A 26,591-nucleotide genomic window follows, 5' to 3' on the forward strand; every position below is an offset into this window, starting at 1 on the left:
GGGGGCAACCCTCAGCCAGGCCATTTCATGACAACGGAAAATCACTCGCTTTACAGCCAGATCCCCTCGACCGATCGCCTGTTACGTGATGAGGCGTTCACTCCTTTACTGACCGAGTTCGGTCATAGCCGCGTGGCGGAAATACTGCGCCAGTTGCAGGATGAAGCCCGTGATGACATTCGCCAGGTGCAGGCCTTGCCCGCCTGGTGTCGCGACTGGGCACAGGCCACATATCAGCGCCTGATGGATGAAAGTGCCAGCGCGCTGCGTCCGGTTATCAACCTGACAGGCACGGTGCTGCACACCAATCTCGGGCGTGCGCTACAGGCGGAAGCGGCGATTGATGCCGTCGCGCAGGCGATGCGTTCACCCGTGACGCTGGAGTATTCGCTGGATGACGCCGGACGCGGGCACCGCGACCAGGCTCTGGCCGAGCTCCTGTGCCGCCTGACGGGTGCGGAGGATGCCTGCATCGTCAATAACAATGCGGCGGCGGTGCTGTTGATGCTTGCAGCCACCGCCAGCGGCAAAGAGGTGGTGGTCTCCCGCGGTGAGCTGGTGGAAATTGGCGGCGCGTTTCGGATTCCGGATGTCATGCGCCAGGCGGGCTGCATTCTGCAGGAGGTCGGCACCACTAACCGCACCCATGCGAAAGATTATCGCGAGGCGGTGAACGACAATACCGCGCTGCTGATGAAGGTCCATACCAGCAACTATCACATTGAAGGCTTTACCAAAACGGTAGATGAAGCGGATCTGGTGACGCTGGGTAACGAGCTGAATGTGCCGGTGATTGCCGATTTGGGCAGTGGTTCGCTGGTGGATTTAAGTCGCTATGGTTTGCCAAAAGAGCCAATGCCGCAGGAGCTGATTGCCGCCGGGGTGAGCCTGGTGAGTTTTTCCGGCGACAAACTGCTTGGTGGCCCGCAGGCCGGAATTATCGTTGGGAAAAAAGCGCTGATTGAAAAGTTGCAGCGCCACCCGCTCAAGCGTGCGCTACGGGCGGACAAAATGACCCTGGCGGCGCTTGAAGCGACGCTGCGCCTGTATCTGCACCCGGAAAAACTGCGCGACACTTTACCGACCCTGCGTCTGCTGACGCGTCACCCGGAAGAGATTCGCCAGCAGGCATTGCGGCTGGCCAAAGTGCTGTCCGGGCATTACGACGAATTTGACCTGCACGTTGAGTCCTGTTTATCACAAATTGGCAGCGGTTCGTTGCCGGTGGACAGGCTGCCCAGTGCCGCGCTGACCTTTACCCCGCGTGACGGCAGCGGTCGCCGTCTGGAAGCCCTCGCAGCATCATGGCGTAATCTGCCAGAGCCGGTGCTGGGGCGTATCTATGATGGGCGCCTGTGGCTGGATTTACGTTGTCTTGAGAATGAACCCCGATTTCTGGAGATGCTGTTGAAATGATTATTGCCACCGCCGGACACGTCGACCACGGCAAAACGACATTGTTGCAGGCGATTACCGGCGTGAATGCCGACCGTTTGCCGGAAGAGAAAGCGCGCGGCATGACCATCGATCTCGGCTATGCCTATTGGCCACAGCCGGATGGCAGTGTGCCGGGCTTTATTGATGTGCCGGGTCACGAGAAATTTCTCTCCAATATGCTCGCAGGCGTGGGCGGTATCGACCACGCATTGCTGGTGGTGGCCTGCGACGATGGCGTGATGGCGCAAACCCGCGAGCATCTGGCGATTTTGCAACTGACGGGTAACCCGGCGCTGACGGTCGCGCTGACCAAAGCCGACAGAGTGGATGAGGCGCGTATTGATGCGGTGCGTCAGGACGTTCTGGCGACGCTGAGCGAATTTGGCTGGCAGGATGCGGCGTTCTTTGTCACCGCTGCGACCGAATCACGCGGCATTGACGAACTGCGCGCGCACCTACTGCAACTGTCTGCGCGTGCCCATCCACAGCATCAGCGTTTTCGTCTGGCAGTCGACCGCGCGTTTACGGTGAAAGGCGCGGGGTTGGTGGTGACAGGAACCGCGCTGTCGGGCGACGTGCGCGTGGGCGATACGCTGTGGCTCACCGGGGCGAGTAAGCCGATGCGCGTACGTAGCCTGCATGCGCAGAATCAGCCGACCGAGTGGGCGCACGCCGGGCAGCGTATTGCCCTGAATATTGCCGGTGATGCGGAAAAAGATGATTTGACCCGAGGCGACTGGCTGCTTTGCGTCACACCACCCGAACCTTCTGAGCGAGTGATAGTGGCGCTGCACACCCATACGCCGCTGACCCAGTGGCAACCGCTGCATATTCATCATGCCGCCAGCCATATTACCGGGCGCGTGTCGTTACTGGATAACAACCTGGCAGAGCTGGTGCTTGATACGCCGCTGTGGTTAGCGGATAACGACAGGCTGGTGCTGCGGGATATTTCTGCCCGTGAAACGCTGGCAGGCGCGCGTGTAGTGGCGTTGAACCCACCGCGTCGCGGCAAGCGTAAACCGGAGTATCAGCAGTGGATTGGCACACTGGCGGTAACAGAAAGCGATGCGCAGGCGCTGGCCGTACATCTGCAACGCGGGGCGGTGAACCTGCCGGCGTTTGCCTGGGCGCGGCAGTTAAATGACGCCGGGCTTGAGGCGTTGGTGAACGAACCGGGTTTTATCCGCGCAGGAGACAATCTGCTCAGTGCGCCGGTGGCCGCAGGCTGGCAGCGTAAATTACTCGCCACGCTGGCTCAGTATCACGATCAGCATGCGGATGAACCCGGGCCTGGCCGCGAGCGTTTACGCCGTATGGCGCTGCCGATGGAAGACGAAGCGCTGGTACTCACGCTAATTGAACAGATGCGCGACGGCGGGGCGATCCGCAGTCACCATGGCTGGCTGCATCTGCCTGATCACAAAGCGGGCTTTACCGACGAGCAGGCCGCCATCTGGCAGCGCGCCGAATCGCTGTTTGGTGATGAACCCTGGTGGGTGCGCGATTTAGCGCGGGAAACCGGTGCCGATGAGCAGGTGATGCGCAGCGTGTTGCGCCAGGCGGCACAGCAAGGGCTGATAACGGCGATCGTCAAAGATCGTTATTACCGCAACGATCGGATTGTCGCGTTCGCCAGTATGATCCGCGACCGCGATCCGATTCACGGCTCCACCAGCGCGGCGGATTTCCGCGACACCCTCAACGTCGGACGCAAGCTGGCGATTCAGATCCTGGAGTATTTTGACCGTATCGGCTTTACCCGCCGTCGCGGCAATGACCACGTCTTGCGCGATAAAGCATTGTTTACGAAGTAATAAGAATCCCCGGTGGCGCTACGCTTAACGGGGCTACGACCGAGCGATGAAACATACTGTGCGCTCGATCGGTTCCCTCTCTCTTGAGGGAGAGGGCTAGGGTGAGGGGGGGGAACATGCCTCGACACTTAGACAGAAACGCACAAGAAATGTCCTCGTTTACACAGGCCGCAATGACCCGTTGCCCGCAGTCTGCTAGCATAGCGGCCTGCAACTACTCAGAGATAACACCGTGACCGCCTTTTCAACTTTAAATGCTTTGCCCGCTGAACTCCTCGCCAACCTTGATGAGCTGGGTTATCACTCCATGACCCCGGTCCAGGCGACGGCATTGCCGGCGATCCTTGAAGGCAAAGACGTACGCGTACAGGCGCAGACCGGCAGCGGCAAAACCGCCGCCTTTGGCTTAGGCTTGCTGCAGCACATCGATGCCAGCCAGTTTGTGACCCAATCTCTGGTGTTATGCCCGACGCGTGAGCTGGCCGATCAGGTCGCTAAAGAACTCCGCCGTCTGGCCCGTTACCTGCCGAATATTAAAATTCTGACCCTGTGTGGCGGCGTGCCGTTTGGCGCACAGCGTGATTCGCTCCAGCATGCGCCGCATATCATCGTCGCCACGCCGGGCCGCCTGCTGGATCATCTGGAAAAAGCTACCGTCAGCCTGGACGCCCTGAAAACGCTGGTGCTGGACGAAGCCGATCGCATGCTCGATATGGGCTTTAGCGACGCCATCGACGCGATTTTGCGCCACGCGCCAGAACGCCGCCAGACGCTGCTCTTTTCCGCCACGTGGCCTGCGGCGATTGCGGCCATCAGCACCCGCTTCCAGCGCGACCCGCAGACCATCGAAATCGACTCGGTCGACGCCTTACCAGCGGTAGAACAGCATTTCTACGAAGTCTCGCGCCGGGAAAAAATTCCGCTGCTGCTGAGCCTGTTAAGCAAGCATCAGCCGGCCTCCTGCGTGGTGTTCTGTAACACCAAAAAAGATTGCCAGGAAGTGTGCGATGCCCTGAATGAGCGTAACCAGAGCGCGCTGGCGCTGCACGGCGACATGGAACAACGTGACCGCGACCAGACGCTGGTGCGCTTTGCCAACGGCAGCAGCCGAGTGCTGGTGGCCACCGACGTCGCCGCGCGCGGGTTGGACATCAAAGCGCTGGAAATGGTGATCAACTACGAGCTGTCCTGGGACCCGGAAGTGCACGTACACCGCATTGGCCGTACCGCCCGTGCCGGGCAGAGCGGCATGGTGCTTAGCCTGTGTGCGCCGGAAGAAGCCCAGCGTGCGGCGATTCTCGGCGAGATGCTGGCTATTTCGCTCGACTGGCAATCCCCGGTTATCAGCAACAACATCAAGCCGCTGGAAGCAGAAATGGCGACGCTGTGCATTGATGGCGGCAAGAAAGCCAAAATGCGCCCGGGCTATATTCTGGGCGCACTGACCGGTGATATTGGGCTGGATGGAGCAGATATCGGCAAGATCGATATGCACCCGATGCATGCCTATGTTGCCGTGCGCCAGTCCGTGGCAAACCAGGCCTGGAAGCAGCTCCAGCAGGGCAAAATCAAAGGCAAAGCCTGCCGGGTTCGTCTGCTTAAATAAAACCCGGCATCCCCGGTAGCGGGGCGACAACATGGCGGTAGCCCGGATAAGCGCAGCGCATCCGGGACATCCCAATCCCTGTCGTTTCGCCTTACCTTTCCTCGTTAACCCAAATCCGCATCTCTCCTTCGCCACGGTTCGCCCAGGAGAACCACGGAATAAAGGTCAGCGTCTGCGCCTGGCGTTGTGCGGGCGTGTTGTCGTAACTCCACAGCGCCTGTTGACCCGCATCCGCCGCCGTTTGCTTATAGCCGGGCGCCTGAATCAGCATTTTGTGGGCGAAAATCCCCTTGCCCTCAAAGACGGTGAAGGTCGCCTGCGGTGAGAGCCACAGGTTATGCAACTCTTCCCCGTTATCCGCCTGCTCCAGGCAATAGACCAGCGGACCACGTTGAATGGCCACTTTGCCTGCAACGTGGCGCAGCAGCGGGTTGCCGTAGACCCGGCGTACTGGCATGGGCAGCGTCAGCGTGAGGATATCGCCCTCCTGCCAGCGGTGCGGAATGTGCAAATAACCTTTGCGGATGTCTTTCACGACGTCCACACCGTTCAGTGAAACCTGCGGATTATCGCACCAGTCCGGCAGACGCAGCGCCAGCGTGTGGTCTAGCGGTTGCGGCGAATCGATGGAAATGGTGACCTGCTCCTGCCACGGATAGTTGCCGCTTATCCGCAGGCGCAGCGCCTGGTCACCCACCGGGATTTCCACGCTATTGCCGACATACAGGTTGATATACAGCGCATCCTCGCGCGGCGTGTAGAGGTAATGGCCGAGTGAGGTCAGCACGCGGGCGATATTGGGCGGGCAGCAGGCGCAGCCAAACCAGCGCTGACGAACGGGCTTCACGTGGTCGTAGATATGATTGAATTTCAGTGACTTCGGATGCACTTCCAGCGGGTTAACATAGAAGAAGTGTTTCCCGTCCAGCGCCATCCCGCCGAGCACCGTGTTGTACAACGCGCGCTCCATGACGTCGGCGTACTGGCTGTCGGCTTCCATCTCCAGCATCCGGCGGGCAAACATCATCAGGCCAATCGAGGCACAGCTCTCGGCATAGACGGTATCGTTCGGCAGATCGTAATCGCTGCTGAACGCCTCGCCGCTGCTCTGCGAGCCGATGCCGCCGGTAATGTACAACTGGCGCTGGGCCATGTTGTGCCACAGTCGCAGGCAGTCCTGGCGCTTGCCTTCGTCCTGACTTAAGCGCGCAAGATGGGCCACACCGGTCATCAGGTAGACGAAGCGTACCGCGTGGCCGATGGCGGTCTGCTGTTCGGCCAACGGCTGATGCGCCTGGCTGTAGGCTTTGTCTTTGACCATCCACGCCGGGCCATAGGTGTTCCAGTGCGATGTTCTGCCGCGTTTTTCGTACTCTTCATCGTAGAAATGCGGCTGCGTCCCGCGTTGTTCGACAAAATAGTTCACCAGCGCCATATAGCGCGGCTCCTGCGTCACTTCGTACAGGCGCATCAAAGCCAGTTCGATTTCCGGGTGGCCGGGGTAGCCGTGCAGCTGATTAACGCCTGGGCCAAATACGCTATCGATATGGTCCGCCAGGCGGCAGACGGCATCGAGCAGGCGGCGCTTGCCGGTACCCTGGAAGTACGCCACGCCCGCTTCAATCATATGCCCGGCGCAATACAACTCATGGCATTCGGCCAGGTTGGTCCAGCGCTCCTGCGGCGCTTTCACCGTGAAGTAGGTATTGAGATAACCGTCTTCGCACTGGGCGGCGGCAACCAGTTCAATCACCTCATCGGCGGTTTTTTCCAGCTCGGCGTCCGGCTTTTGACACAGCGACCAGGCTACGGCTTCCAGCCACTTGGCGACATCGCTATCCTGAAAGACCATGCCGTAAAACGCCCCTTCCTGCAGCCCGGCGGCGATACGAAAGTTTTCAATCGCATGGCTGGGGTCGGCCTCGGCAATCCGGTCATTCAGCGCATCCCACTGGTAGGGGATAACTACATCGCGCACCAGCTGTTGGTACTGGCCGAGGAACGAATCGCTGACTTTCAGTTTGTGCAGATCGACTTCCATTACAGACTCCTTAAGACTGAACATGACGCTGACGCAGATCGGTGGCAATGCGCGCCATCATTGGATTATTGAGCTTGCAGGCGCGGATGGAGAACGCCAGCAGCAGATGGAACAGGGCGGGCAGCAGCGTCTCCATTGTCGTGATGCCTTGTAACGATGCGGGCGTTTGGTTTCCCGCGCCCGGCTGATAGGCGACGAAAACAAACACCAGGCTGATGATGACGGCGCTGGACGCCCATGCGAGCTTGATACAGAAGAGGTTGAAGGCGAAGTTCATGCCGGACGAACGCACGCCGGTTTTCCACTCGCCGTAGTCATCGGCGAAGGCCATCAGCGAGAAGTGCAGCGGCAGGGTAAAGCCGAGGATCACGCCGTTGCCCAGAATCACCGCCAGCCACAGGGTCTGATACGCTGGGCCGGTCGGCAGAAACCACATCATCACCGACAGAGCTGCCAGCACCAGGTTGGTGTAGTAATAGAATTTCACCGTATCGAGCCGTTTCGACAGCGGGTTAACCAGCACCGAACCGAGAATCGAGGCAAAGGTCACCATGGTGAAAAACAGCGAGGTATAGCCGGTGCTGCCTTCCAGCACATAGGTGATGAAGTACATGTAGCCGCCGCCGCGAATGTTGAACATATTGATCAGCAGGAAGGACATCAGCAGCATCAGTAACAGCTGGTCGTTTTTGCGCAGCCCCGCCATATGCTCACGCAGGGTGAATTTCCCCATGGCTGCCAGCGGCACCCGTTCACGTACCCAGAAGAAACAGCACAGGAACATCACCACGGCGATGGCGCACAGTACGCCTACGCCGAGCTGATAGCCGTGCGCGGCATTGCCTTTACCCAGCGACGAGACCAGCCACGGCAGGCCGACCGACACCAAAAAGCCCGCCACGCCGCACAGTACAAAGCGCCAGGACTGGCAGGAGATCACTTCGCTATGACGTGTGGTCATCGTATTGATCAGCGCGCAGTAGGGCACGTTGATGGCGGTGTAACCGACCGAAAGCAAAAGGTAAGTCCCAAATGCCCAGGCGATTTTCACGTTCATGCTGGCATCGGGGACGGTAAAGGTCAGCACGCCGATAATGCCGATAGGCAGGGCAATCCACAGCTGCCACGGACGAAAACGGCCCCAGCGACTTTGGGTGCGGTCGGCGATGATCCCCATCACCGGATCGGATATGGCATCGAAAACGCGTAATGCCATAAACAGCGTACCGACCAGCGCCGGGGTTAAGCCAAAAATATCGGTATAAAAAAAGGTCAGGAAATTCATGATCAGACAGGTAATTACCGTTCCGCCTGCATCGCCCAGCCCATAGCCGATTTTTTCACGTACGGATAATTTATCGTCCAGCGCCTTTTGCGCCGAATCGGTATTGGAAATTAATGTTGAAGTCATGGAAAACGCCTCACGTATATTCGGAGTTTCTATATCCAGAGCTAACCCGCTTATTGCGAGTTTTGTTGTGTAGTTTGCAAAGTACGTTATTTATTTTGCATCGAATTCAGCACACAACAAGGGAAGGGAAAAGCACAAAAAGGTGACAATTCCGACCTGATGCGCAAAGTGTGATTTCGATCCGGCATGTGACTTATATTTCGTTAATAATCATAAGCAAGGTGCGGTGTTATTGTTCTCTTGTAGCGAGAATTGACATATTTATGCTCGAATTATCCATGACATTTCCGATCCGGGTACAAAATGGCGGCTTATTTATCTCGCGCGGCGTGGGCAGCCATCCGTCACGTACCCTGCATTCCTGGGAAGTTATTTTCGTCGAAAAAGGGACATTAGCGATTCGTGAAGAAGAGACACTCTTTACGGTCAATGCGGGGGAAAGTCTTTTACTCTGGCCGCAACGACGTCATGTTGGTGTGGGGGAATTTCCGGCGGATCTTAAATTCTACTGGCTGCATTTTGAATTAACGGCTACGTCAGAAAAAACAGGGCAAAACACAGTATTAATGTTGCCACAACATACGGTATTAAACGATCCGCAATATATGACCGGTCTGTTTAGACAATTCTTAAATGAACAGGAAAATGTGCATCGTAGCGTGGCGCTGGAATGTATTTTACTGCTGATTCTGCAACAAATATCGGCATCGGCCTTGAGTGAGCGGGCGGCGGATAACCCCGGGATTGCGCTGGCGTGGAAAGCCCGCCAGATGATTGGCACCCACTTTCACCTGCCCATTTCAGCCTCGACGCTGGCGAAAGAACTGTACTGCAACGTGGACTATTTAGGGCGCGTTTACCGCCGGGCATTTCGCCTGACGCTGACCGAAGCCATTCACCGCCAGCGGGTGCGGGGGGCAGAAAAGCTGCTGATTAGCGATTCGCTGTCGCTAAAAGAGGTGGCGGAGCAATGCGGGTTTCAGGATGTGGGCTATTTTCGGCGGATTTTCCGCAAACACACCGGCATTACGCCCGCCGCGTGGAAGCGGCGGTATTGTAAGGAGCATATTAATTCGGGGTGAGGGCATCAGACCGCAGAGGACTACTGCCCGTAATAGGCATTCGCCCCGTGTTTACGCAGATAGTGTTTATCCAACAGTTCAGACTGCATATCCGGCAGCTGTGGCGACAGTTGGCGGGAGAACAGGCCCATATAGGCGCACTCTTCCAGTACCACCGCATTGTGCACCGCGTCATGCGCGTTTTTACCCCAGGCAAACGGGCCGTGGGAGTGCACCAGCACCGCCGGAACCTGCATCGGGTTGAGATCGCGTTCTTCAAAGGTCTTGATGATCACTTCACCGGTTTCGTACTCGTACTCGCCGTTGATCTCCTCAGCGGTCATCAGGCGTGTGCACGGGATGGTACCGTAGAAGTAATCCGCATGCGTCGTCCCCCAGGCGGGCAGATCCAACCCGGCCTGTGACCAGATGGTGGCGTGACGGGAGTGGGTGTGGACAATGCCACCGATTTCCGGGAAGCGACGATACAGCGCCAGGTGCGTCGGCGTATCGGAAGAGGGCTTTTTGTTGCCGTCGACCACTTTGCCCGTGGCGATATCCACCACTACCATATCCTCGGCTTTCATCACGTCGTACTCCACGCCGGACGGTTTAATCACCATCAGTTTGCGGGTCTCATCGACCGCGCTGACGTTACCCCAGGTGAAGGTCACCAGTCCGTGAGCAGGCAGCGCCAGGTTTGCCGCCAGTACCTCGGCTTTCAGTTGTTCTAACATGCGAATCCTCCTTCCTGCATACGGGCTTCAATCCAGCGACGGGCCTGGATGATTTCCAGCACCGGCTCTTTGGCTTTTTCGGTCCACATCTCAATGAGAAATGCGCCGTGATAATTCAGATCTTGTAACGTCCTGAACACATTGACGAAATCGACACACCCTTCACCAAACGGCACGTCACGGAACTGGCCTGGGCTGGTTTCGGTCACGGGCTGGGTATCTTTCAGATGGATGGCGGCGATACGGTCGATGCCGAGTGCCAGCTCCGCCGGGACGTCGTTGCCCCAGGCGCTGAGGTTGCCCACGTCCGGGTAGACGGTGAACCACGGCGAGGCGAGCATCTCGTCCCACTTCTTCCACTTGGTGATGGAGTTCATAAACGCGGTGTCCATGATCTCCACCGCCAGCATTACTTGCGCCCCTGCTGCCTGCTCAACGGCCCACGCCAGTCCTTCGGCGAAGCGCTGCTGGGTGCCTGCGTCATGCTCTTCGTAATACACGTCGTAACCGGCGAGCTGAATGGTGCGAATACCCAAATCGCGCGCCAGCTTAATGGCTTTGGTCATGATGTCGCGGGCGCGCTCACGCACCGCTTCATCGCGGCTGCCGAACGGGAAGCGGCGATGGGCGGAAAGGCACATCGACGGAATCGACAAATTGGTTTCCAGCATCGCTTCCACTAGCGAGGCGCGCTGGGCAGTGGTCCATTCGAGTCGCGAGAGGCGTTCGTCGGTTTCGTCGACGGACATTTCCACGAAGTCGAATCCGCAGCTTTTAGCCAGAACCAGACGCTCCGGCCAGGATAAGTCTTTCGGTAACGCTTTTTCATAAATACCTAACGGATGGTTGCGCATGGTTACGCTCCCCAGATGTCGTGGATGCGGGCGTGGAATTCTTCGGCGACCTGCTGCGGGTTGGTGGCACCGGAAAGGGCGCGTCCGGCAATAAAGGCCTTCACGTTAATGTCTTTAAACAGCGGCAAATCGGCTGGTGTGATACCGCCGGTAATGGAGAGCTCCAGGCCGATGTCGGACAGCGCTTTCATGCGCGCCATGTCCACTTCGCCCCACTGCTGGCCGCTCGCCTGGGCGTCACGACCACGGTGATAAATCGCCTGACGCACGCCGGTGTTGTACCAGTCGCGTGCATCGTCGAAGGTCCAGTTACCAAACAGCTCAATCTGAATTTCACCCCCGCGCGCGGCGGCAACGGCATGGCCTTTTTCGATAGTCGCGAGCGGTGCGGCACAGATAATGGTCATCCAGTTCGCACCCGCTTCCAGCGCCTGCTGGGCCAGAGTTTCGCCTGCGTCAGCCACTTTCCAGTCGGCAACGATGATTTTCTCCGGGCACTGGGCGCGCAGAGCGCGAACGGCGTTAAGACCTTCGCTCAGGCACAGAATGGTGCCTGCTTCCACGATGTCGACGTGGTCCTGTAATAACGCAACGTCGCGTTGGGCGGCGGCAAGGCTGGTGTGGTCGAGTGCCAGCTGCAGTAATGGTCGGCTCATAAAGAGTGCTCCTTAATACGGGCGTGGAAGCCCTGAAGTGCTTCAATTAAAATTTGGTAACGGTGATATTTGCGCTGGTACGCCGCATGGGCGTTCATGTCCGGCGTCAGGGTGTGCATCTCGTAGCTGAGCGTCTGCTGGGCGTCGCTAAAGTTCTGGTAGACACCGGTGCCAACCAGCGCGGCAATGGCTGCGCCAAAACAGCCGGTCTCTTCCACCTGCGGCAGCTCAACGGGCAGTCCGCTGACATCTGCCAGCATCTGCATCCACACGCGTGAATGGGCTGGGCCACCGGTCACACGCAGAGCGCGGACGTCGGTAAAGCGTTCGCGCATCCGGTTGAGGTGGGTCATATGGCTGAACACCACCCCTTCGTAGACCGCCTGCAACAGATGTGCGCGGGTATGCAGCGCCTGCATGCCGTAGAAACCGCTGGTCATCTCCAGCCCGGCGTTGCTGCCGTACAGGAAAGGCAGGAAGAAGACGTCGCTGGTGGCTTTCGGCAGGCTTTCAACGAGCTGGTTAATGTCGTCAAAGCTGATGTCGCCCCACTGGGTGGTCAGCCATTCCAGGTTGCCGGAAGAGGTCGGGCTGGCTTCGTGCACGATGTACTCGCCATCATTGACGTAGCGGCCATACACGTACGGGTGCGCTTCGTTGTCGCGCAGCCCTTTGGCGATACCGCTGGTCACTGCCCAGGTACCCATTACGGCATTGAGCGTGTATTCGTCTTCCAGACCGGCGCAAATCGCGGTGGAAACCACATCAAACAGACCGCCCACAACGGGAGTTCCCGCTGCGAGACCGGTAATGGCGGCTGCCTGAGCGGTGATTTCCCCGCTGATCTCGGCTGAACCCACAATTGGCGGCAATGCGGCGTCTATCTCGCTAATGCCCAGCCATTGCGTCAGGCAGGGGTCATACTGCCCGGTGGTCATATGGTAGAAATTCGATTCGGAAATATTGCTCTCTTCACACCCCTTCACACCGGTGAGACACCAGCGCAGGTAGTCGTGGCCCATCATCACGCAGCCAATTTGCGTGTAACGCTGAGGCTCGTTCTCTTTCACCCAGCGCAGCAGCGAGGCCGGGTGTCCGGTCCACAGGGTCTGGCGCGTTAACGGGTAGAGTTTTTGCGGAATGCCATCCTGCTGCCAGCGCTTAACGATCTCCATCGCGCGGCGATCGGAGGAGAGCATGGCTGTGCCCAGCGGATTGTCGTTTTTATCCAGTAAAAACAGTCCCTTGCCCTGAGCGGAAATGCCGATACCTTTGATTTGCGTCCCCAAAACCTGGGTACGCTGCAGCAGGCGGGAGATGGTCGCCGCACAGTGCTGCCACAGTTCTGCCATGTCGCGCTCTGCCCAGCCGGGATGCGGGCTGAGAGTGCGTACGGACTGGCGTTCAATGGCAAATTCTTTACCCTGGCTGTTGTACAGTCCTGCTTTCAGATAAGTACCGCCACAATCGATACCCAGCCAGAAGGTCTCTTTTTCACTCATCTTTTTTTCCTGATATACACCCTCTCCCTGTGGGAGAGGGTTGGGGTGAGGGCATCAGACCGCTCGTTTGGCACCGCTAACTGCACCAACAGACGACGCTTTGGCATCACACTTCGCAGGCAGCAGCAGCGCCATCAGCGCGGCAATCGCCAGCGAAATCGCCAGGCAGTAAACGCCCGCATCTTTGCTGTACAGGGTGATCAGCACGCCCACCGCATACGGGCCACAGAAGCCGCCCAGGTTGCCCAGGGCGTTAATCACACCGCGTGCACCACCGGCCATTTCCGCACTGAACAAACGTGCCGGAATGGTCCAGAACACGCCTGCTGCGGATTGCAGGAAGAACCCGCAGCCGACCAGCGCGGTATAGGAGAGCCAGACATTCTCTTTGAGCACCACGGAGAGGAACATGCAGGTGGCAAAGCCAATCAACGGCAGGGAGACGAACAGTTTGCGTTTGCCGGTACGGTCAGACAGAGAAGAGAACAGGAACATCCCGGCAATCGCGCCGACGTACGGCAGAATGGCGAGCATCCCGACCTGGCCCATGCTGGTGTGGGTCAACTCTTTGAGGATGGTTGGCAGCCACAGGGTGTAACCGTAAATCCCGGTCTGATAGAAGAAGTTCAGGGCGATCAACTGCCACATGGTGCGGTCAGACAGTACCGCGCCCAGGGAAGCATTGACCACGGTTTTTTTACCGGCGATGGCGCGCTGTTCGGCGGCCAGGGTCTCCACCAGATATTTCTTCTCCGCCTCTGAAATCCAGCGGGCTTCCTGAGGACGGTCATAAACAGTCAGCGACCACAGCACCAGAACGACCAGTGACAGCAGACCTTCGATGATGAACAGCCAGCGCCAGTCGAGGGCGGTGATGATCCAGCCGGAGAGCGGGGCGGTGATGATCCCGGCAATCGGCACGAACATGATGACAATGGCGTTGGCACGACCACGTTCAGCATCCGGGAACCAGTTACTGATCATGGTGAGCACCACCGGCAGCATGCCGCCTTCCGCCACACCGAGCAGGAAGCGCAGGGCCAGCAGTTGGTAGTGGTTGGTGACAAGCCCGGTGAGCACGGAAATCACCGCCCATGCCACCAAAGACCAGCCGATGAATTTCTTACCGCTGCCGTGCACGGCAATTTTGCCGCCTGGCACCTGCAAGAAGAGGTAGCCGAGGAAGAAAATACCGCCGGCCAAACCGGCCATAGTGGCGGTAATGCCTAATTCCTGATCCATACCGCCAGGCATGGCAAAGGCGATATTCACGCGGTCCATATAAGAAATAATACACGCGATAAGAATAGGGGGAATAATTCTTAACCAGCGTTGGCGCGGAATATCCGCAGGTGTAGCGTAAGAGGAAGTGTTCATATTAATCTCTCGTTAAAAGTAACTGGCCTTGCGATTAAATTGACGCTTTATATTTATTGTCTGGCTATGTTTAACGCGTTAATGCCATCGCGTAATATGGCTATGCGATGATTCGCATCAGCATTAGCATCAATTTCCAGTAACTTAATACCGGCAAACTGTAATTTTGCTGTGTTAGCCACACTAAATAGTTCTTTCGCTCTTTCCGCCGTGAGCAGGCTTTCCGGGCAGAACGGGGCGAATGGCGTGTGCAGGTCGGTCCATTCACCGTAGGGACCTGAGGTGGCGGTGCCGGAGAACATCAGCGCCCCCAGTTTCCCTGCGGCGTTGACCGCCAGGGTGTGTGCCAGCGGCAGGGTGGTGTTACGCCCTTCAATCGCTGAACGCGCCCAGTTAATGCACACGTCGATATCGTAACCGGCGAGGGTTTCCAGCACGTTTTCCAGCGGCAGGAAGCCTTTGCGCGGGGCGGGTTGGTTCATGGCATCGCAGTGTTCCAGTACGAGCGAGCATGACCAGTCCCAACTGGCGATTTCTTTGATGGAACGGGCAAATGCATCGGTTGCCTGTGCCACATCAGCGTTACCGCCCAGTGGTGCAGCCTGCAGCTCCAGAGAAATCACCTTGTTGGTGAAACGCTGGTTTACTGCATTGATTTTATTCAGCAAATGACGATGGAATTCGACGCATGCCCGACGTTGCTCTTCATCGCTGGAAGCCAGACCGAACGCCACATTGCCGCTACTGCGACGACGCATGGTCTCCGGGATCGCGGTGACCACAATCTGCCATTCGCCCGGCGTGTGCTGGAACAGCCACTCATCGCCATAAGCATGCAGGTTCTCGTGGCACGGCTGCTCCAGGCCGCGAATGTGCGGCGTATCCGCGAGTAAACGCCAGAATTCCTTTTCTTCCTGTTCGCTTTTCTGGTGAAAGGAAGGCGCACAGGGGTACGCGCCGACAATATAACCGGCGTCATTTGTTTTCATGTTTCGCTCCTCTTATTTATCGGATGCCGATAAATAAACAACGGATTAATTCAATGCGGAAACCGCAACTTTAACCACTATTTTCCTGATCGCTGTTTCCCGGTGTTTATTACAGGCAGGACGGTGAACATCCTGCGGGAAAAATATGGCGTAATTACCCGGCACCATTTCAATCAGCGATTCGTTTTCACTGTCGTGATAGAAAATAATATCGCGCTGCTCGAGTAATTCTTCGCTCACCACGTTATTACCGGTATCGATGGCGACACCGATTTGTTCTTCGCCGGAATATAAAAATTGAATATCCAGATAACGGCGATGTACTTCCGGGCGCAGCTCATCGTGAGGGCGAGTGGTCAGATCGAGGATCTGCGCGTAAATGGTGCGCCCCTCAATTACCACCACGCCCGGCTCCAGCTTGCTGAAATCCGTGGTGCGCAGGAATTCCAGTGCCTTTTCAATCGCTGCCGGATACCGGCAGGCGTTGGGTTGAGAAATATGTCCATAAATCATGATGATAATCCTTACAGCGCCTTAATTTTCGCCCATACGCTGTCGTCAACGGTGATCCCGTTACGGCGGTTTTCTTCCAGCAGACGCGTGAATTCATGGCCCGGCAGACGGACAGGGGCATTTTTATCCGCGCGTTCGGCGGTGGTGATGTAGTCCATGATGCGTTGCAGCTTGGCGTCACGGGTGGCACCGTCGATCAGTTTGTCCACTTCGATGGCGATAAAGACCTGCGAAATGTTGAACTCGTCGCTGTTGTCTTCGGTCACGGCGGCAACGGAAGAGCCATCGGACAGCAGGGTGGCGATCATATCCAGCACGATGGAGAGGCCAGACCCTTTCCAGTAGCCCATCGGCAGAATGCGGCGGTTTTTCTCAATCGGTGCCGGGTCTTTGGTCAGGTTGCCTTCGTCATCGAAGCCACCGTCAACCGGTAACTGACGACCCGCCAGGCGGTTCACTTCCAGCATGCCGTAGGAGAACATCGACATGGACATATCCACCATGGTGATCGGCGTGGACGGAATGGCCACGATCAGCGGGTTGGTCCCGATACGGCACTCTTTCGCACCCCACGGCGGCATCACGGCGATGGAGTTGGTCCAGCAAATACCGATGTAGCCTTTCTCCGCTGCCTGCCAGCCGTAGCTACCGCCGCGCATCCAGTGGTTCGCGTTACGCACCGCCACCAGGCCGATACCGTGGTCGGAAGCCAGCTCAATCGCGCGGTCCATCATCTTTTTGGCGGTCAGGTTGCCGATAGAACGCTGAGCATCCCACTGTTCAATCGCGCCCAGCGAGGTGATGCGTTTTGGCAGCGCTTCCGGGATGATGTCGCCATTTTCCAGTTGCTGGATAAAGCGCGGGAAACGGTTTACGCCGTGTGAATAGACCCCTGACTCGGTGGTGCGGGCAAACATTTCCGCACAGGCATCGGCGGTTTCTGCCGCCACACCGCGCGCCAGCAGGACACGGTTAAACTCGGTTTTAAGGTCAGAAAAACTCAATAACATACGCTTTCTCCATTACATCTTCGTTTTACATAGTGGAATCTCGTTCCACAAAATTATGTTGGGTTGTGAAAACGCGCCGGCAGGGCCGGTGCGCTTTCGGTTTTATTCCTGTTATCCCTGAATACGGGATGGGGCGATGGTGACCCGGTAAAGCGACGTGGTCGCGGTAATAAACAGCGTATTCCCGTCGGGACCGCCAAATGTGCAATTAGAAACCCGCTCAGGGACCGGAATAGTTTCCAGCAGCGTCCCCTGCGGTGAGAAAATCAAAATCCCGATCTCACAGCTGCAGAAAATATTACCCGCATCGTCAACGCAGAATCCGTCCGGAATACCCGGCGCAACCTGGGTGACCACGTGGGAAAATACCGCGCTATCGCCGTCGAGACGGTAGGCGCGAATTTCCCGGCGACCCTGGCCCGGAAAATCGATAATCGACATATCCGCCACGTACAGCCATTTATCATCCGGCGAGAAGGCCAGCCCGTTGGGGCGCTGGGTATCGCTGATGGCGATGGTGGCCCGATTACCGGCTTCATCGAAACGGTAGACGTAGCAGCCGATCACCTGGCTTGCCGCGCGATAGCCCTCTTCGTCACCGACGATGCCGTAGGGCGGATCGGTGAACCAAATCGACCCGTCCTGACGTACCGCAATATCATTCGGTGAGTTGAAGCGCAGCCCGTCGACTTTATCCACCAGCAAGGTGTGATTGCCTTGCTTATCCGTCCGGCTGATACCGCGTCGACCATGTTCGCAGGTCAACAAACGCCCTTCATTATCCAGCGCGTTGCCGTTGGCAAAGTGGGACTCGGCGCGAAACACGCTCACCCCGCTCTGCGCATTCCAGCGGTACATTTTGTTGCCCTTCACATCGCTGAAAATCACGCTTTGCTGTTCTGCTAGCCAGACCGGGCCTTCCGCCCAGATGGCCGGAGAACACAGGCGTTCGAAACTTCCCGCGGCGGCTAACATCTCACTTCACTCCCCAGATGGCTTTGTAGTGATCGCGATACTGGTTGCCCGGGTCGAATTCGTTGTTTTGGCCACCGTCGGCGCTGATGTTCTCTTTGGTCACCAGATGTGCCGGGGTGACGTAGCCAGAAGGTTGTTTACCGGCGAAGGCGCGGTTGAACTCATCGAGCAACTGCCAGCCGTGCAGTTTCAGCGGTTCCGGAACGGTAGCAACCTGCGCTTTGCCGTCGCGTACGCGCTGGTAGGCGGTTACTGAGCCGTCGCCTGCGGAGATATTGTACGGCGGTTTGTCGCCGCTGCCTTTGCCCGCGGTTTGCAGGGCTGGAGCCATAAAGTCGAAGTACAGGTCATTAATCGCCAGCGAGTATTCGAATTTGTCGCCATATTTCTGCATCAGGCTGTAGGTCATGCCCGGCATGCGGTTGGAGGTATCAGCCAGCGGCGTGTCGATAAATTCCACCACCTGGCAGCCGCTGCACTGCTCAATCACTTTCTTCATCGCATTGGCTTTATCCAGCGCAATTTGATAGAGCGAGTCGGTGAAAATCAGCACCTTAGCGGTGCCGTTGGATTTCGCCACGGCGTACAGCGCGGCCATGCGGGACACTTCGTTAGAGTCCGAGGTCACGTTGTAGAAAATGTTGTAAGCCGGAACCGGACCTGGTGCCGGAACGGCGTGCCATGCGGTCAGCACGATGCCCTCTTTCACCGCTTTTTTCAGCGGGATTTTGGCGACGTTCGGGTTCCAGCCGCCAATCACGATGCCGTCCGGTTTACGGGCAATCGCCTGGTTCAGTGCCGCCAGTTGGTCTTTCACCGAGCCTGCACCGTCCAGCACGTCGAGCTGCCAGCCCGCGGTTTTCGCCGCTTCTTCCAGCCCTTCTTTCACTCCCAGCACGCCGCCGTTTTTCATGTCTGACGCGATGAAGATGATCTTTTTATTCGGCTGCAACGCCGGGCCCTGCGTTGGGCCGTCCCACACGGTGACCGGCGCGGTCGCTTTGGCAATCGCTGCCTGCGCCTGCTGAACAAAGGTATCGTCGGCCAGGGCGAAACCGCTTGCCATCATCAACCCGGCAGCCAGACAGCATTGAACTATTTTGTTATACATTTTCAGTTCCTTACGCGAGAGTCATTGGGTAACAGAGGAGCCCGGTGCTGGCGTTTGTGCCCGTTGCACCAGTTTTTTATTTAATGCCCGGCGGCGCTGTGCATAACCGGCCAGGGTAATCGACAACAGCAGCGTCGCACCGTTAAACAGCGGTTCGACCCAGAACGCGCCGCCGAACTGCTGAATCCCGGCGATACCGATCGCCAGAACCGCAATCCCGACCACGGTGCCCCAGACATTCACACGCCCTGGACGGATAGTGGTGCTGCCAAGGAACGCGCCCACCAGCGCGGGTAGCAAATAATCCATCCCGACGCTGGCCTGTCCAACCCCTTGTTCCGCCGCGATAATCACCCCGGTAAAGCCGGTTAAGGTGCTGGATGCGATAAACGCGCCGATGGTGTAGCGGTTAACGGCAATTCCGTTGAGCGCGGCGGCAACCGGGTTGCCCCCCACCGCGTACATGCAGCGGCCAATCGGGGTATGTTCGGTGATAATCCACAGCACGACGGCGGCAAACAGCACATAGAAGGCCACCACCGGAATGCCGAACAGATCGGAGTGGTGCAGGGCGATAAAGGCATCCGGTAAGTCACCAACGATTTGCCGCCCGCCCGAGTGCCAGAGTGCGATGGCGTACAGCACGGTGCCGGAGCCGAGGGTGGCGACGAAGCTGTCGATATCCGCCAGCGCCACCAGAATGCCGTTCAGCAGGCCGTAAAGTGCGGAGAGCACCAGCACAATCGCCACGGCGACGGGCCATGAAAACCCATATTCCACCTGTAACGTAATGGCGAGGATGTGCCAGAGCACGATACCGAAACCGACGTTCAGGTCGATTTTGCCGACGATCATTGGGATGGTAGCCGCCAGCGCCAGCAGGGCGATTTTCGATTTACTGTCGAGAATGGCCTGTAGGGTGAGTAGCGACGCAAATGAGGGCGTTGTCAGCGAGAAAACAATTACCAGTACCACGCAGATTACAGGCAGGCCGTAACGGGTGGTCAATTGTCCAAGCCAGGCGGCGGCACCGTGTTCATGAAGCGATACGCGTGATTCGAGGGCCGTCGATTTCATTGATGTTTTAGCCATAACGCACTCCGACTTAATGTATTGTGCCGCTGCCGGACGCCAGCTCGAGCAACCTGGCGAACGTGACATCCTGGTTGAGAAGCTCGCCGACAATCTGCCCACGGTTAAACACCAGTGCCCGGTTGCAGATGTGCGCCACCTCTTCCAGGTCATTGGATATCACCAGAATGGCGACGCCGTTTTGCAGCGCCTGATTGAGCAGGTCGTAGATCTCCGCGCGTGCGCCGACATCCACCCCGGCGGAGGGATCTTCCAGAATAAGCAGTGGAGCATTCAGTGAAAGCCAGCGTGCCATTACGACTTTTTGTTGGTTGCCGCCTGACAACGCGCTGATTTCAATGTTGATTTGCGCTGGCCGGACATCGAACTGGTGGATTTTCTGCCAGCTCAACGGCGCTTCGCTTTTTTCGTTGTAACGGGACAGCGGGGCGTGACCGTGTTTACACGGGTTCATAAACAGGTTTTCACGCACCATCATGCCCGGAATCAGACTTTCATGAAGACGGTCGCCTGCGACAAAAGAGACGCCCGCAGACATCGCCTCCCCTGGTGTTGTCGCGGTAAACGGCACGCCATTTAAGGTTATTTGCCCGCTCTCCTGCGTCCGGCAGGCAAACAGCAAACGTCCAATCTCTTCCTGACCGGCACCGCGCAGGCCTGCCAGTGCCACCATCTCACCGGCATGCAGTTCGAAGGAGACCGGGCCGGTATCGCCCACTTTGACGCTGTCCATCTTTAACAGCACCGGCGCATCGGCAGTGGGTAAGGCCTGGCGCTGGTCGTCGCGCAGGCTTTCGCCCACGATCAACTCCACCAGACCACGCAAGTTGTAATGACCAATATCGCCACCGCCCGCGTAGCAACCATCGCGCATGGCGCAGACGGAATCGGCCATCTCCATCACCTCGTCCAGACGGTGGGTGATGTAAATCATGCCGACTTGTTTTTCCCGCAGGATATTCATCACCCTAAACAGATGACGCACGTCGTCAGCGGGCAGCGAGGCGGTGGGTTCATCCAGCACCAGTACCGAGGCATCGACCGCCACCGCGCGGGCAATCGCCAGCAGCGATTTTTCAGTGCGAGAGAGATCAAACACGCGATCGTCCGGGTCGAGCTGAATGCCGATGTCTTCCAGCGCTTTTTGCGCCTGACGGCGGGTCGCCGCCCAGTCAATCAGCCCAAGGCGACGGGGGAAACCCATCACCAGCGCCATGTTCTCGGCTACGGTCATCCACTCCACCAGGCCTAAATCCTGATGAATAAAGGCGATAGGTTGCTCGTTGCCCTGGCGCAGCGCCGCAGCGGATTCAACAGGTTTGCCGCGAAACAGGATTTCGCCGCCGTCGCGGGAATAGACGCCAGCCAGCACCTTAATCAGCGTTGATTTGCCCGCACCGTTCTCCCCCAGCAGCGCCACAACTTTACCCGGATAGATATCCAGGCTGACGTTGTTGACCGCCACATTTCCCCCAAAGCGCTTCACGATATGGCGCATGGATAACAACGGAGATAACACTGCTGCTTCTGCCATTTAAGATGACCTCCCGCCGAGGGAAAGAGAACGTTGTGCGACCTGTAAATTTCACTATGCGAAATCTGATTTCAAATATAACGATCATGTTTTAACAAATCAATTGCTGCATATATTTTTGAAATTTAATAAAATCAATAAATTACAAAATTTCTGTTCAGATCGTGAAGTGAAACACACTTTGCGCTACCATCAGGTCGCCACAAAATGGAGAGCGGAAGCGATGAACACGAAAGAGAGTGAAAACACGCAGGAGAAAGAGAGGCCGGCAGGAAGCCAGAGCTTGTTTCGCGGCTTGATGTTGATTGAGATATTGAGTAATTACCCGAACGGTTGTCCGCTGGCGCATTTGTCAGAACTGGCGGGGTTGAACAAGAGTACCGTGCACCGATTACTGCAGGGGCTGCAATCCTGTGGCTACGTTACCCCCGCGCCTGCCGCCGGGAGCTACCGCTTAACCACAAAATTCATCGCCGTCGGCCAAAAAGCCCTGACGTCGCTGAACATTATTCACGTTGCCGCGCCGCATCTGGAAGCGTTGAACCTGGCGACCGGGGAAACCATCAACTTCTCCAGCCGCGAAGATGACCACGCCATTTTGATTTATAAGCTGGAACCGACGACCGGCATGCTGCGTACGCGTGCCTACATTGGTCAGCATATGCCGCTGTACTGCTCGGCGATGGGCAAAATCTACATGGCCTTTGGTCAGCAGGAGTATGTGAAAGAGTACTGGGATACGCATCACGAGCAGATTCAGCCGCTGACGCGTAACACCATTACCGGCCTGCCCGCGATGTATGACGAACTGGCGCAAATTCGTGAAAGCAGCATGGCGATGGACAGAGAAGAGAATGAGCTGGGCGTCTCCTGTATCGCCGTACCGGTGTTTGATATTCATCACCGGGTGCCTTACGCCATCTCGATTTCGCTCTCAACGTCGCGCTTAAAACAGATTGGCGAAAAAAACCTGCTCAAACCGCTGCGCGATACGGCGGAAGCGATCTCTAACGAGCTGGGCTTTACGTTGCGGCTGTAGGCATTACGCCAGATGTGCTTAGGCAGATGAACGATCTGTCCGCTTTCCCTGTTGGGATCAAAGCGAAGACGGTTCATTCTCTGGCACTCTGAACGGACTTTTTCTGTATCAGGGGTGTGGAGAATGAACCGTTTTATTCTTGCGGATTCGACCAAATGTATTGGCTGTCGTACCTGTGAAGTCGCCTGTGTGGTCTCGCACCAGCAGGATCAGGACTGCTCGTCAATCTCCCCGAAAGCCTTCACCGCGCGTATTCGCGTGGTAAAAACCGGCTCTTTTTCCACGGCGGTCACCTGCCGTCACTGCGAAGACGCCCCTTGTTCCAATGTCTGCCCGGTAGGCGCCATCAGCCGGGTTAATGGCGCGGTGTATGTGGAACAGGCCCTGTGCATCGGCTGTAAGAGCTGCATGCTGGCTTGTCCGTTTGGCGCTATGCAGGTAACGATGGAAAACGACCGGGTGCAGGCGCAAAAATGCGATCTGTGCCTGCACCGGGAAACCGGCCCTGCCTGCGTGGAAGCCTGCCCGACCAACGCCTTAAACTGCATTGACCCGATCACGCTGCGGCAAAACCGTCTCAACAGTCATTTAGCGTAAGCTGTTGAAGTTCCAGGTTACCGTCATGCTGTAACGCCAGTCGCGCGAGTGCGTATCCGCCGGGATATCGCCCGTGGGGCGCGCGGCTTCCAGCGTCAGGCTGTAGTGGCGATTGTCGCCGAACATCACCCCCGCCGCGACGGAACTTAAACGCTGGTGGCGATATCCCGGCTGGTTAAACCAGGTGCGTGCGGTGTCGGCCAGAACGTAAGGCTGGATGGTTGCCAGCCACTGGCCATCTTTGCGGGCGTGCAGGTAGCGCAGTTCCACCTGGCCGCCATAGCCATAATCCCCCTGCGCTTCGCCATCCTGATAGCCGCGACCAAAACGCTGGGCACCAAAACTCACACGCTCTGCCTCGGGGAAATCGTTATCTGACCAGTCGCCTTCAAGCGAGCTGGAGAGCCGCCATTTTTCCGTTATCATCCACGCCCCATCGAGGGTGCTTTTCCAGCGGGTGAAATCAATATCGGTTCCCTGGGCGGGCGAGGCGTTTGCGCCTAACGCATCCAGCCCTTTACGCATAGAAACGCTGCCGCTCAGGCTCGTTTTATCAAATTCCCGATAGCCGTTGATGCCGAACTCCAGCGCCGGATAGCGCGTGCGTTGGTGTTGCTCCGGCAGGGCCAGAGTTTGGCCAAAGCCGCGCGCCTGCAGGCTGTAGTCGTTACGCCTGTCGGTATAGTCGATGCCGCTATACAGGTTGATCTGTTTCTTGCGTGTCAGCAGCAGCGGATAGCTCAGCGTCGCCCCGCCGTTGTATTGAGTGGTTTTTTGCCGGGCATCAACTGCAATGCCGTTGGGCAGGAACAGCAGCGGGTCATAGCTTTTCGGATCGTCGCGATAAAAGCTGCCCTTAAGCTGCAGATTCAGCCCTTCATCGTTCAGAAATTGTTGATAGTTCAGGCCGAAATAGTCCTTCTCCTTCCCATCGCCGAGAGGGATAAAGGTCGCCACCCCGAGCTGATCGCCATAGCTGGTCAGGTTGCTCAGGGAGGCGCTGACCAGTGCCAGATCCTGTCCCCGGCGCGTATCGAGCGTAGACTAGATATCCCATATGTGAGGCTGTACGGCGTTGACGTCCATTACCGCCGCACCGTAGATATTCTTCGGCAGCTGTGCGTTCACATCCACTTTGGTACCGGGTGTGCGCGTCATCAGCTGGCTATAGCGGTCAAAGATATCCTGCGCCAGCGGCTTCGCGGCCATGATTTTTTCCGCCAGACGTTTCAGGCGTGCGGCGATATTGGCGTTGTTGCTGTTGATTTCGCTGCGGGCCACATAGCCTTCCACGAGGATGATTTTTATCGTGCCGTCATGAAAGTTGTCGTCCGGCAGCCAGGCGTAAGAGAGCGGGTAGCCGTCAGCGCGATAGCGGGCTGTGATGTCATTGGTCAGGCCGATAATGGTTTTCAGCGGTACCGTTTTGTCTGCATAGGGGCGAAAAGGGATCAGTAGCGATTTCAAAGGGTAAACTGTCCCACCCACAAACTGGATATGTTTGACCAGCACGGGGGTATCGGGGGTGAGTTTGCTATCGGGTTTGCTGACCGTCACTTTGGGTTCAGGCGCGGGGCGGGTATCGGGTTCCTGAATCGTGCGTGAGGCTTTCGACGGGTTCGCAGGGTCCACTATCGACGGAAGCGTATCCGCCCGGGCAAGTGTCAGTACGCTGGTGCAAAACAGCGCAAAACATAGCGGCAGTTTCATTGCTCAGTCCCTTTTATGTTTATCTCACCCTACAGAGAAGGGGGGTAACGCATGCTGTGAAGAGGTGCCCCCGTGAGGGGGCACAAAAGGAACGCTTAATTTTTTTTCAGTATGTTGCCAACGGCGCCGGTCAATCCCCCGAGCGGGTTGGTCGTGGTTCCACTGGTGTTAGATGCGGTATTGGTGACGGAGGCGTTAACGTCTGCGGTCAGGGTGTTCACCGTCGCTCCGACGTTGGCGAGTAACCCGGATTTATTGGCATCTACCGTTGCCCCAGCGGAAATCCCGCCGTTGCTGGCGGTGGTGCCGCTACCCGTTGAGGTGGACACCGGTTTCACCAGACCGCCCACATCGGTCACCGTCTGGCCTACGGTTTGTACTACCTGGCCTACGCCGACCAGGTTCGGGTTCGAGGCGCTGACATTGCTGCCTACACCACTTACGCCGTTACCCACGGTGGTCAGCAGGTTGTTGACCGGTGTGCCCAGTCCGGTTGTTGTGCCCACGCCCTGGGTCAATTTGCTCACGCCACCGGTGGTGTTGTTCACCAACGTCGTGGCCCGGTGGTCAACCCGGTGACACCACCGCATTGGTTAACGAACTCCCCGTGCTGCTCACCACTTGTCCCGTTCTGTCAACGATAGTCCCGGCAAGGTTAGTTACCGGAGCCAGACCGCTGGTGGAGGTTGAGCTTGCCAGGTTAGTCCCGACGCTTGACACGGTGTTGCCTAAGGCCGTGACCGACGAGGTTACGCCCTGAACCGTGGTGCCGACACCATTAGGATTGCTCGAATCCCCGATGCCAGTGCTCACACCTGTCCCTGCGGTATTGAGTACCGTGCCCAGGCCACTGACGGTGGTGGCAACGGTAGAGGTGACGGGATTGCTGCTCGGCAACTGGCTGCCCAGACTGTCTAGGGTGTTTCCGGCGCTGGATACGGTACTGCCAACATCGCTAACGACGCTGTTAACCGCGGCGTTAGAGGCCGTGGAGCCGCTGCCTGTTCCTTCTGTTCCACTGGTACCGCCATTATCTGTACCCGAGCCGCTACCAGAACCGCTGCCTGAGCCATCGCTTCCATTACCCGCTGTTTGTCCATCTGAGCCTGTGTTTGCTGATCTTTCGCTTTGGAAAGCGATCCACCACTACTTCCGCTACAAGCCGATAAGGAGAATGCAAGAATTACTGCCACCGCGATTGTGCTGAGGTGGCTAACGTTAATTTTAGCCATGGTAAGACCCTCTGAAATAAAACGCCGCTCGGCGTAATAATCAGTGTATGTGGCTTTTTAATACTCGTTTCTGAATGGTGGTAATTATTTACAAATAAGCGCGAAAATATGATTATTCCTAATTTGAGATTTTTGGTTATTTATTTTTGTTATTTAAATCAGTTTGTTATATTTAAATTTAACATGTTAGTCGTGCTTAATGGTTAATGAGGTAGGCGGATTCAACTCCGAAGTGCAACGCTAAGCCGCCAATCTTAGCTCTGCAAACACCACAGACGGTTGCCTGAATC

At 57.1% G+C, this 26,591-nt stretch carries 22 protein-coding genes and 1 pseudogene; 6 read left to right on the forward strand and 17 right to left on the reverse strand.

The window, feature by feature from the left end; translation table 11 throughout:
• Positions 1-27: 27 nt before the first annotated feature.
• The 3 genes from selA (at position 28) to dbpA (ending at position 4,860) form a co-directional block, all read left to right on the forward strand.
• Positions 28-1,416, forward strand: coding sequence for an L-seryl-tRNA(Sec) selenium transferase (selA, locus tag ACSZPU_RS03895; RefSeq protein ID WP_498995669.1), 1,389 nt, complete (start codon positions 28-30; stop codon positions 1,414-1,416).
• Positions 1,413-3,254, forward strand: coding sequence for a selenocysteine-specific translation elongation factor (gene selB / locus ACSZPU_RS03900; RefSeq protein ID WP_498995670.1), 1,842 nt, complete (start codon positions 1,413-1,415; stop codon positions 3,252-3,254). The genes selA and selB overlap by 4 nt, the downstream gene beginning before the upstream one ends.
• 232 nt (positions 3,255-3,486) lie before the next feature.
• The gene (gene dbpA / locus ACSZPU_RS03905; protein ID WP_498995672.1) at positions 3,487-4,860 is read left to right on the forward strand and encodes an ATP-dependent RNA helicase DbpA; all 1,374 of its coding nucleotides are present in this window, start codon (positions 3,487-3,489) and stop codon (positions 4,858-4,860) included.
• A gap of 91 nt (positions 4,861-4,951) precedes the next feature.
• Here dbpA and ACSZPU_RS03910 read toward each other — a convergent pair whose 3' ends face one another.
• Both ACSZPU_RS03910 and ACSZPU_RS03915 read right to left on the reverse strand, forming a co-directional pair.
• Positions 4,952-6,925 carry a glycoside hydrolase family 127 protein gene (locus ACSZPU_RS03910; RefSeq protein WP_498995716.1) on the reverse strand — a complete coding sequence of 658 codons (1,974 nt, stop codon included), beginning with the start codon at positions 6,923-6,925 and terminating at the stop codon, positions 4,952-4,954.
• The gene (locus ACSZPU_RS03915; protein WP_498995675.1) at positions 6,912-8,312 is read right to left on the reverse strand and encodes an MFS transporter; all 1,401 of its coding nucleotides are present in this window, start codon (positions 8,310-8,312) and stop codon (positions 6,912-6,914) included. Before ACSZPU_RS03915 ends, ACSZPU_RS03910 begins: the two co-directional genes overlap by 14 nt.
• 263 nt (positions 8,313-8,575) lie before the next feature.
• On the opposite strand from ACSZPU_RS03915, the gene ACSZPU_RS03920 reads away from it, so the two are divergent.
• The gene (locus ACSZPU_RS03920) at positions 8,576-9,394 is read left to right on the forward strand and encodes an AraC family transcriptional regulator (RefSeq protein ID WP_498995678.1); all 819 of its coding nucleotides are present in this window, start codon (positions 8,576-8,578) and stop codon (positions 9,392-9,394) included.
• 20 nt (positions 9,395-9,414) lie between these two features.
• On the opposite strand, the gene araD is transcribed toward ACSZPU_RS03920, so the two are convergent.
• The 12 genes from araD to ACSZPU_RS03980 form a co-directional block, all read right to left on the reverse strand.
• Positions 9,415-10,110, reverse strand: a complete 696-nt coding sequence (araD, locus tag ACSZPU_RS03925) for an L-ribulose-5-phosphate 4-epimerase (RefSeq protein WP_498995681.1) — start codon at positions 10,108-10,110, stop codon at positions 9,415-9,417.
• The gene (locus ACSZPU_RS03930; RefSeq protein ID WP_498995684.1) at positions 10,104-10,964 is read right to left on the reverse strand and encodes an L-ribulose-5-phosphate 3-epimerase; all 861 of its coding nucleotides are present in this window, start codon (positions 10,962-10,964) and stop codon (positions 10,104-10,106) included. Before ACSZPU_RS03930 ends, araD begins: the two co-directional genes overlap by 7 nt.
• Positions 10,965-10,966: 2 nt before the next feature.
• Entirely contained in the window at positions 10,967-11,620 is a 654-nt protein-coding gene (ulaD, locus tag ACSZPU_RS03935; RefSeq protein ID WP_498995686.1) for a 3-keto-L-gulonate-6-phosphate decarboxylase UlaD, read from the reverse strand.
• Positions 11,617-13,122, reverse strand: coding sequence for an FGGY-family carbohydrate kinase (locus tag ACSZPU_RS03940; RefSeq protein ID WP_498995688.1), 1,506 nt, complete (start codon positions 13,120-13,122; stop codon positions 11,617-11,619). Before ACSZPU_RS03940 ends, ulaD begins: the two co-directional genes overlap by 4 nt.
• A 54-nt stretch (positions 13,123-13,176) precedes the next feature.
• Entirely contained in the window at positions 13,177-14,499 is a 1,323-nt protein-coding gene (locus tag ACSZPU_RS03945) for an MFS transporter (RefSeq protein ID WP_498995691.1), read from the reverse strand.
• A gap of 53 nt (positions 14,500-14,552) precedes the next feature.
• Entirely contained in the window at positions 14,553-15,488 is a 936-nt protein-coding gene (locus ACSZPU_RS03950) for a DUF4862 family protein (RefSeq protein ID WP_498995693.1), read from the reverse strand.
• A gap of 45 nt (positions 15,489-15,533) precedes the next feature.
• Positions 15,534-16,001 (reverse strand): NanQ anomerase/TabA/YiaL family protein, encoded by a 468-nt coding sequence (locus ACSZPU_RS03955; protein ID WP_498995695.1) that lies wholly within the window; start codon positions 15,999-16,001, stop codon positions 15,534-15,536.
• 11 nt (positions 16,002-16,012) lie between these two features.
• Entirely contained in the window at positions 16,013-17,011 is a 999-nt protein-coding gene (gene yiaK, locus ACSZPU_RS03960; RefSeq protein WP_498995696.1) for a 3-dehydro-L-gulonate 2-dehydrogenase, read from the reverse strand.
• Positions 17,012-17,122: 111 nt separating this feature from the next.
• Positions 17,123-17,986, reverse strand: a complete 864-nt coding sequence (locus ACSZPU_RS03965; RefSeq protein WP_498995698.1) for an SMP-30/gluconolactonase/LRE family protein — start codon at positions 17,984-17,986, stop codon at positions 17,123-17,125.
• Position 17,987: 1 nt separating this feature from the next.
• Positions 17,988-19,055: an ABC transporter substrate-binding protein gene (locus ACSZPU_RS03970; RefSeq protein ID WP_498995718.1), complete on the reverse strand. Its 1,068-nt coding sequence runs from the start codon at positions 19,053-19,055 to the stop codon at positions 17,988-17,990.
• A 63-nt stretch (positions 19,056-19,118) separates the two neighbouring features.
• Positions 19,119-20,189, reverse strand: a complete 1,071-nt coding sequence (locus tag ACSZPU_RS03975) for an ABC transporter permease (RefSeq protein ID WP_498995700.1) — start codon at positions 20,187-20,189, stop codon at positions 19,119-19,121.
• Positions 20,190-20,202: 13 nt separating this feature from the next.
• Positions 20,203-21,723: a sugar ABC transporter ATP-binding protein gene (locus ACSZPU_RS03980; protein WP_498995702.1), complete on the reverse strand. Its 1,521-nt coding sequence runs from the start codon at positions 21,721-21,723 to the stop codon at positions 20,203-20,205.
• A 223-nt stretch (positions 21,724-21,946) separates the two neighbouring features.
• Between ACSZPU_RS03980 and yiaJ the strand changes: the two genes are divergently transcribed.
• Both yiaJ and ACSZPU_RS03990 read left to right on the forward strand, forming a co-directional pair.
• Positions 21,947-22,762 (forward strand): IclR family transcriptional regulator YiaJ, encoded by an 816-nt coding sequence (yiaJ, locus tag ACSZPU_RS03985; RefSeq protein WP_498995704.1) that lies wholly within the window; start codon positions 21,947-21,949, stop codon positions 22,760-22,762.
• A 123-nt stretch (positions 22,763-22,885) separates the two neighbouring features.
• A complete protein-coding gene (locus ACSZPU_RS03990) occupies positions 22,886-23,359 on the forward strand; it encodes a 4Fe-4S dicluster domain-containing protein (RefSeq protein WP_498995707.1) in 474 nt (157 codons plus the stop codon).
• Here ACSZPU_RS03990 and ACSZPU_RS03995 read toward each other — a convergent pair.
• The 3 genes and pseudogenes from ACSZPU_RS03995 to ACSZPU_RS04005 form a co-directional block, all read right to left on the reverse strand.
• Positions 23,351-25,069, reverse strand: a pseudogene (locus ACSZPU_RS03995) (ShlB/FhaC/HecB family hemolysin secretion/activation protein). The gene ACSZPU_RS03990 and the pseudogene ACSZPU_RS03995 sit on opposite strands and share 9 nt — an antisense overlap.
• Positions 25,070-25,164: 95 nt before the next feature.
• Entirely contained in the window at positions 25,165-25,659 is a 495-nt protein-coding gene (locus ACSZPU_RS04000; RefSeq protein ID WP_498995709.1) for a collagen-like triple helix repeat-containing protein, read from the reverse strand.
• Entirely contained in the window at positions 25,637-25,966 is a 330-nt protein-coding gene (locus ACSZPU_RS04005; RefSeq protein ID WP_498995711.1) for a collagen-like triple helix repeat-containing protein, read from the reverse strand. The genes ACSZPU_RS04000 and ACSZPU_RS04005 overlap by 23 nt, the downstream gene beginning before the upstream one ends.
• Positions 25,967-26,591 lie beyond the last annotated feature (625 nt).

This window comes from Phytobacter sp. V69, assembly GCF_965644215.1.
Classification (GTDB): domain Bacteria; phylum Pseudomonadota; class Gammaproteobacteria; order Enterobacterales; family Enterobacteriaceae; genus Phytobacter.